We start from the raw sequence: 7,467 nt of genomic DNA on the forward strand, positions 1-7,467 counted from the left end.
TATAAATTTTAAAGACTGACATTAAAATACCGAGGACGGGATTTGAACCCGTATACTTAATAAAAGCACTATCCCCTCAAGATAGCGTGTCTACCAATTCCACCACCTCGGTTCAATGAACAAAATATAAACAGTTTATCGAAATAAATATATGTATTGTTCTCAATATCATTAAAATATATTATTATAACTCATATTACATATTATTAAACTAATTAAAAAAAACAAAAATGCAAATACGCTAGTAATACAAGTTAGTGTATTATTATTGCCATGTATTATTGCTTTCTTAGATCTCGCTAACCCTAAACTGGTATTTAAATCGCTATCTTTTCCGTGCTGTATCATGATTAAAAAAATAAGAAAAATAGAAACAAAAACAAACATTCCTAAAAAAAAATTATACATAAGATTTTCCTAATTGTTACAAAATAAAACAAAATCAAGATAAAAATAAAAAAATCTTAAATAAAAATAAAAATTTAACACTATATTTAAAAAAACAAAAAAAAAGAATACAATATAAATTAAATTAATCTTTTATAGAACATACTAAATATACTTAAAATCTTTTTTTAATTGATTAGAAATAAATGAAACAATACTTTTACTTTTATCTTCTATCATCACTCTAAAATACAATTCTGTTCCAGATTTTCTTAAAAGTATTCGGCCAAATTGTCCAAGTATACTTTTATACCTCGACAATACAAGTTCTATTTTCTTACGTTTTATAAAGTCATTTTTTTTATTAAAAGCTATATTAACGACTGATTGAGGGTGTAATGTTAGTTCAGAACATAATTGAAAAAGACTCATTCTAGTTTGCAACATGACTTTGATAACTTGCAAACTAGTAATAATCCCATCACAAATGTGTGATTTATCCAATATAATAACATGACCAGAACTTTCTGCACCAAGATTCCATTTATTTTCTCTTAATTTATTTATTATATTTTTATCACCTACGTTTACTTTAACAAAAGGAATATTTAATTTTTTTAAAGAAATCAACAATCCATTATTACTCATGTCAGTTACAACAACACTTTCTTTTTTAATCATATTATATGTATATCGAAATTTTGCTAAAATATATAAAATTTGATCTCCATTAACTTTATTACCTAAATGATCGATCATAATCACACGATCTCCATCACCATCAAAAGCTAAACCTACATCTGCCTGCTCCGACAATACTACTTTTTTTAAATTATCTACATCTGTTGATCCACAACATTTATTAATATTATACCCATTTGGGAAAACAGCAGTAGAAATTAAATTAGCACCAAAATCTTTAAAAATTTTAGGTGCAATTTTGTAAGTAGAACCATTAGCACAATCTAATACGATCTTAAAATTTTTTAAATTAAAACAACTTGGAAAAGTAGATTTACAAAAATTAATGTATTCCTTTTGAGCAAAATAAATTCTATTAATTGAAGCTACATTTGAAATATTACGATAAGAAACAGGTTTTTTTAGTTCTTTCTCAATAATTTTTTCCATGAATGCTGATGATTTAATACCATTTTTTAAAAATAGCTTTATACCATTGTCTTGAAACAAATTATGAGATGCTGATATTACTATTCCTGCTCCTAATCTTAATAACTTAGTTAAATATCCAATAGCTGGAGTAGAAATTCTTCCTGTAGACAACACAGAAATACCAGAAGCAGATAAACCTGAGTTCAATGCTGACTCTAACATACAACTAGAAATACGAGTATCTATTCCAACTATGACTGTTTTAAAACTATTCTTAAATAATAATTTGCCAATTACAATTCCAAACTTTAAAAAAAAATCAGGAGTAATAGGAAACTCACCAACTTTCCCACGAATACCATCTGTTCCAAAATATTTTTTTACATTCAACTTACTACCCTTTTAATCATATAAAAAAATTAATAAGTAAAAAAATAAAATATATTTTTATATTAAATTCTTAAATTATATAAGTTAATTGTTCAATAACACTTTTATTATGAACTTGTTTATATAGTACTATAATCAAACTAAAACAAGTTAATTAATAATTAATTAAAATAACTTTTTAAAAAAAATTTTAAATTAATCGTGAGCTATCCCTTAATGTTATAATTTAAGAGATAGCAATTTTATAAAATTACATTATATACCAATTTCTTTATATAACTTTCATTAACTTAAAGAAATATAATTAATTACATCGTAAAATAATTGGATCCATCTTAATTTTTATAAAAAATTAAATATAACTTAAAAATAATCTTTTCTACTCACTATTTTCATTCCATCCATTAGGTTTTCGAACAGATTTTCTTTCCATTAGATCATTAATTTGATGAGAATCAATCGTTTCATATTTAATCAATGCATCTTTCATTTTATGAAGTATGTCTAAATTATCATTTAGTATGTTTTTCGCTCTCTGATAATTTTTTTCTATTAATAGTTTTACTTCTTCATCAATAATTCTCGCTGTTTCATCTGACATATGTTTAGATTTTGCTACTGTTCGTCCTAAAAAAATTTCACCCTCTTCTTCTGTGTATAAAAGCGGACCTAATTTTTTTGAAAAACCCCATTGTGTTACCATATTACGTGCTAAACGAGTAGCCATTTTTATATCATTATACGCGCCTGTAGATACATTATTTGCTCCATAAATTATTTCTTCTGCTAATCTACCTCCATATAACGTAGATATTTGACTTTCTAATTTATTTTTACTAACGCTTAATACATCATCTTCCGGTAAAAAAAAAGTTACCCCTAACGCTCTACCTCTTGGAATAATAGTTACTTTATGAGCAGGATCATGCTCTGGAACTAATCTACCAACAATAACATGTCCTGCTTCATGATATGCTGTAGATTCTTTTTGTTTATCAGTTATTACCATAGATCGTCTTTCAGTACCCATTATAATCTTGTCTTTTGCTCTTTCAAAATCAAACATTGATACAACCTGATGATTATTACGAGCTGCAAATAATGCAGCTTCATTAACTAAATTTGCTAAATCCGCTCCAGAAAAACCGGGGGTTCCTCGAGCTATAATCATAGGATCTACATCTTTTCCTAAAGGCACTTTTCTCATGTGCACTGTAATTATTTGTGATCGACCTTTAATATCAGGTAATGCTACGAAAATTTGACGATCAAATCGACCTGGTCTTAATAAAGCAGGATCTAAAACGTCTGGTCTATTGGTAGCAGCAATAAGAATTATTCCTTCATTCCCATCAAAACCATCCATTTCTACTAACATCTGGTTTAATGTTTGTTCGCGTTCATCATGTCCACCTCCTAATCCAGCTCCTCTTTGTCGACCAACGGCATCAATTTCATCAATAAAAATTATGCAAGGCGCGGATTTTCTAGCATGATCAAACATATCACGCACTCTTGAAGCTCCTACTCCAACAAACATCTCTACAAAATCAGAACCTGAAATAGTAAAAAATGGAACTCTAGCTTCACCAGCAATTGCTTTTGCTAAAAGAGTTTTTCCAGTCCCAGGAGAACCTACCATTAAAATTCCCTTTGGAATTTTTCCTCCTAATTTCTGAAATCTACTAGGTTCTCGGAGATAATCTACTAACTCTTTTACTTCTGCTTTCGCTTCGTCACAGCCAGCTACATCGGAAAAAGTAATCGTACTTTGATCCTCTGATAACATCCTAGCCTTACTCTTTCCAAATGACATAGCACCTTTGCCACCTCCAATTTGCATTTGTCTCATAAAAAAGACCCACACTCCAATTAAAAGAAACATAGGAAACCATGAAATAAAAATAGAAGTTAAAAAACTAGGCTCTTCTTGAATTGCTCCTACTATTTTAATATTTTTTACCAGTAACGTATCAAGTAGTTTAGAATCATTCATCGGGATAAATGTTATATATTTACTATTATCTTTTTTTACTACATTAATTTCTCGTCCATTAATATATGTTTCGCGAATCTGATCTTGATTTACTTCTGATAGGAAAGTAGAATAATCTACCTTCCGATAATTTATACTATTAAAATTAAAATTCTGAAAGATAGACATTAATACCACTGCGATTACTAACCATAAAATCAGGTTTTTAGCCATATCACTCAAGAGATTAACCTCACAATTCAAAACTATTGCACAAATCACATAAGATAGTTATCTTTTTCGTCCAAATGCTATAATATATATTTCTCTAGAACGCATTCGAGAAGCGCTAGGTTTAAAAACTTTTACTGTAATAAACAAAGCACTAATTTCTAAAATTAACTCATTAAATTGTTCTCCGCAAAAAGTTTTTACCAAAAACTTGCCATTATTTGTTAATATCTTTTCAGATATTTTTAAAGCTAATAAACCTAATTCTATAGAGCGAGGATGATCAATACAATCAATTCCACTCATATTAGGAGCCATATCAGACATCACTAAGTCTATTCTTTTGTTTTTTAAATAAATTAAAAACCAATTTAAAAAACTTGGTTCTCTAATATTTCCTCGAACAAAAAAAACGCCTTTAATTGGCTTCATAGGTAATATATCACAAGATATAACACATCCTGTTTTTCCTACCTTTTTAATAGCATATTCAGACCAACTTCCAGGTGAACAGCCTAAATCTATTACTGTCATACCCCTGCGAAATAATTTAACTATACTATCTATATTAGATAACTTAAAATGAGCTCTAGAACGAATACCATAATTATAAGCTAAATTGACATATTTATCGCTAATATGTCGTTTTAACCATTTTTTGGAACTTAAAGAACGAACTTTATACATTAACAATTCCGCTTGTTTTAGTAAAAATTATTTGATATTTATATATCCTCAAAATTTTGCATTTAAACAAATATTAGATATAATTTAAGCATTTTAAAATCATAATCAATACTAATTCGTGACATATAAAACACCTTTAACAATATATATTATTTATTCCATTTATGAAAATATTATGTAAAATAAAAGATTTATTAAAAAACAATAATATTTTTATTATTTAATAACTATATTACTATATTGTAGTAAAAATTGGATATTAAATTGAATGCTAAAAATCTAATCATTACTTATATTCTATATTTAATATTTTATATTTAACATCACCAGATGGAGTTTTAATAACGGCAATATTTCCTATTTTTTTTCCAATCAACCCTCTAGACATAGGAGAGTTAATAGAAATCAAATTCAATTTAAAATCTGATTCATCATCACCTACGATGCGATAAGTAACAGATTTATTAGTATCCAAGTTACATATAGTTACTGTAGATCCAAAAATAACAGTACCGCAATTTTTTATTAAAGTAACATCAATTACTCGAATTTTAGATAATTTTAATTCAATTTCTTTAATTTTACCTTCACAAAAACTCTGTTCTTCCTTAGCTGCATGATATTCTGCATTTTCCTTTAAATCACCATGCTGTCTAGCTTCTATTATAGAAGCTATAATTTTAGGTCTTTTTACTTTTTTTAATATTTCAAGTTTTTTTCGAAGTTTTTCAACGCCTAACGATGTCATCGGGATGTAATTATGCATATTTATACCTCACAAATACAATTTAGATACAACAAATTAAAACATATCTTCATGATACATTTGTTATTATCATTACAATAATATAACTCTAAAATTATCCTTAAATTATTAAAATATTGTATCTAATAAACGTCAATTTATTAAAAAAATAATTTAAGATGCAACGTTGTTTTGAATCATTACTTTTAAATATTTTACAATTTCTATAAAATATAATTTAAATCGTTTATTCCTGACAATTCTAAAAAATAAACTTAAAAAAAACTAAATAATTAGCATTTATTAAAAAGAACAACATTAAAATATTAATAATACAAATATATTTATATCTTATTTAAAATTAAAGATATATTCACAAGTTACGTTCTGATATTATGTTGCTTCATAATATTTTGATAAGCTCAAACTAATGATTACAGAAAAAATTAAACATATATTAATAAAATCTTTGTCTTTAAACAAAGTTCAAGTAACTGGAAATAACAACCATATTAATATTATAGCTATTGATGATATCTTTAATAACAAAAGTGAAGTAGAAAAACAACAAATGATTTATACACAATTAATGGACTATATTACTAATAAAACAATTCATGCTATTTCAATCAAAACATATTCTTTAAAAGAATGGAAAAATAACCAAAAAAAAATTAACTAAAAAAAATGAAAATAAGTCATATCACTGGACCTACTAACCTTTCTGGAGAAGTAAAAATATCCGGTTCAAAAAATGCTGCCTTACCTATACTATTAGTATCAATATTATCACAAGAACCAATAGAACTGCATAATATTCCACTTCTTCGAGATATTTTAAATGCAATAAAAATACTAATAAAACTAGGAGTAAAAATAGAAATCAACAAGAGAATATATCTTGATACTAAAAAAATTGAAATTTGTACCATACCTAAAAAAATTACAAAAACAATACGAGCTTCTATTTGGATACTAGGACCCCTTCTAGCAAGATTCGGTTATGCAAAAATATCTTTTCCTGGAGGATGTAAAATAGGACACAGAAAAATTGACTTACATATATTCGGATTAACTCAGTTAGGAGCTAATATTACTATTTGCGATAATCATATAACTGGTTCAGTGATTGGAAAATTAAAAGGGGCCAATATAAAACTATCCAAAATAAGTGTAGGAGCAACTATTACCATTATGAGTGCAGCTACCTTAGCTATAGGAAATACTATAATTTTAAATGCTGCATGTGAACCAGAAATCGTAGACGTTGCTAATTTTCTTAATAGTCTAGGAGCCAAAATCACTGGAGCTGGAAGTAGAAAAATTATTATTCAAGGTGTAACTAAATTACACGGAGGTACATATAAAATTATATCTGATAGAATTGAAACAGGCACGTTTTTAATTGCAGCAGCTATCTCTAACGGAAACATTATTTGTTATAATACTCAACCTGAAATGTTGACATATTTACTAAAAAAACTAATACAAACAGGAGCTAAAATAAACATTGGAAACGATTGGATAAATCTTAATATGACCAACATAAATCCTACAGGAACTGATATTATAACTTCTCCTTATCCAGGATTTCCAACTGATATGCAAGCTCCATTTACATTATTAAACTTAATATCCAATGGCATTAGTATAGTCACTGAAACTATATTCGAAAATCGTTTTATACATATACCTGAATTAAAAAAAATGGGTGCAAAAGCAATTATAAAAAATAACTCAGTTATTTGCTATGGAGTTAAACAACTAAATTCAGCTAAAATAATTGCATTAGATTTACGTGGATCTGCTAGCTTAATACTAGCTGGATGCATCGCTGATGGGGACACTATCCTTAAAAATTCTGACCTTATTACAAGGGGATACGAAAATTTTTATAAAAAACTTAGAAAAATAGGAGCAAAAATTAAAAATAAATAAA

General features: G+C 27.0%; 7 protein-coding genes and 1 tRNA gene. 2 read left to right on the forward strand and 6 right to left on the reverse strand.

What is annotated here, in order from left to right:
* Positions 1–27: 27 nt before the first annotated feature.
* The 6 genes from D9V73_RS01750 to greA all read right to left on the reverse strand — a co-directional run bounded on the left by D9V73_RS01750 (position 28) and on the right by greA (position 5,549).
* Positions 28–112: transfer RNA gene (locus D9V73_RS01750), tRNA-Leu, on the reverse strand.
* A 59-nt stretch (positions 113–171) separates the two neighbouring features.
* Positions 172–408, reverse strand: a complete 237-nt coding sequence (gene secG / locus D9V73_RS01755; RefSeq protein WP_158336569.1) for a preprotein translocase subunit SecG — start codon at positions 406–408, stop codon at positions 172–174.
* Between the two features lie 144 nt (positions 409–552).
* The gene (glmM, locus tag D9V73_RS01760; RefSeq protein WP_158336570.1) at positions 553–1,890 is read right to left on the reverse strand and encodes a phosphoglucosamine mutase; all 1,338 of its coding nucleotides are present in this window, start codon (positions 1,888–1,890) and stop codon (positions 553–555) included.
* A gap of 379 nt (positions 1,891–2,269) precedes the next feature.
* Entirely contained in the window at positions 2,270–4,099 is a 1,830-nt protein-coding gene (ftsH, locus tag D9V73_RS01765; RefSeq protein ID WP_158336571.1) for an ATP-dependent zinc metalloprotease FtsH, read from the reverse strand.
* A 57-nt stretch (positions 4,100–4,156) separates the two neighbouring features.
* On the reverse strand, positions 4,157–4,783 hold the full coding sequence (locus tag D9V73_RS01770; RefSeq protein WP_158336572.1) for an RlmE family RNA methyltransferase: 627 nt from the start codon (positions 4,781–4,783) through the stop codon (positions 4,157–4,159).
* A 286-nt stretch (positions 4,784–5,069) separates the two neighbouring features.
* The gene (greA, locus tag D9V73_RS01775) at positions 5,070–5,549 is read right to left on the reverse strand and encodes a transcription elongation factor GreA (RefSeq protein ID WP_158336573.1); all 480 of its coding nucleotides are present in this window, start codon (positions 5,547–5,549) and stop codon (positions 5,070–5,072) included.
* 409 nt (positions 5,550–5,958) lie between these two features.
* Between greA and D9V73_RS01780 the strand changes: the two genes are divergently transcribed.
* Both D9V73_RS01780 and murA read left to right on the forward strand, forming a co-directional pair.
* On the forward strand, positions 5,959–6,210 hold the full coding sequence (locus D9V73_RS01780) for a BolA/IbaG family iron-sulfur metabolism protein (protein ID WP_158336574.1): 252 nt from the start codon (positions 5,959–5,961) through the stop codon (positions 6,208–6,210).
* A 5-nt stretch (positions 6,211–6,215) separates the two neighbouring features.
* Entirely contained in the window at positions 6,216–7,466 is a 1,251-nt protein-coding gene (gene murA, locus D9V73_RS01785) for a UDP-N-acetylglucosamine 1-carboxyvinyltransferase (protein ID WP_158336575.1), read from the forward strand.
* The last annotated feature ends 1 nt before the right edge of the window (position 7,467 follow it).

The organism is Buchnera aphidicola (Melaphis rhois) (genome assembly GCF_005080745.1).
GTDB lineage: Bacteria > Pseudomonadota > Gammaproteobacteria > Enterobacterales > Enterobacteriaceae > Buchnera_B > Buchnera_B aphidicola_AT.

What these genes read in the sequence shown, in the direction of transcription:
- secG (WP_158336569.1), bottom strand. Translation starts at nt 408, where the DNA reads ATGTATAATTTTTTTTTAGGAATGTTTGTTTTTGTTTCTATTTTTCTT.
- ftsH (WP_158336571.1), bottom strand. Translation starts at nt 4,099, where the DNA reads ATGGCTAAAAACCTGATTTTATGGTTAGTAATCGCAGTGGTATTAATG.
- D9V73_RS01770 (WP_158336572.1), bottom strand. Translation starts at nt 4,783, where the DNA reads ATGTATAAAGTTCGTTCTTTAAGTTCCAAAAAATGGTTAAAACGACAT.
- greA (WP_158336573.1), bottom strand. Translation starts at nt 5,549, where the DNA reads ATGCATAATTACATCCCGATGACATCGTTAGGCGTTGAAAAACTTCGA.
- D9V73_RS01780 (WP_158336574.1), top strand. Translation starts at nt 5,959, where the DNA reads ATGATTACAGAAAAAATTAAACATATATTAATAAAATCTTTGTCTTTA.
- murA (WP_158336575.1), top strand. Translation starts at nt 6,216, where the DNA reads ATGAAAATAAGTCATATCACTGGACCTACTAACCTTTCTGGAGAAGTA.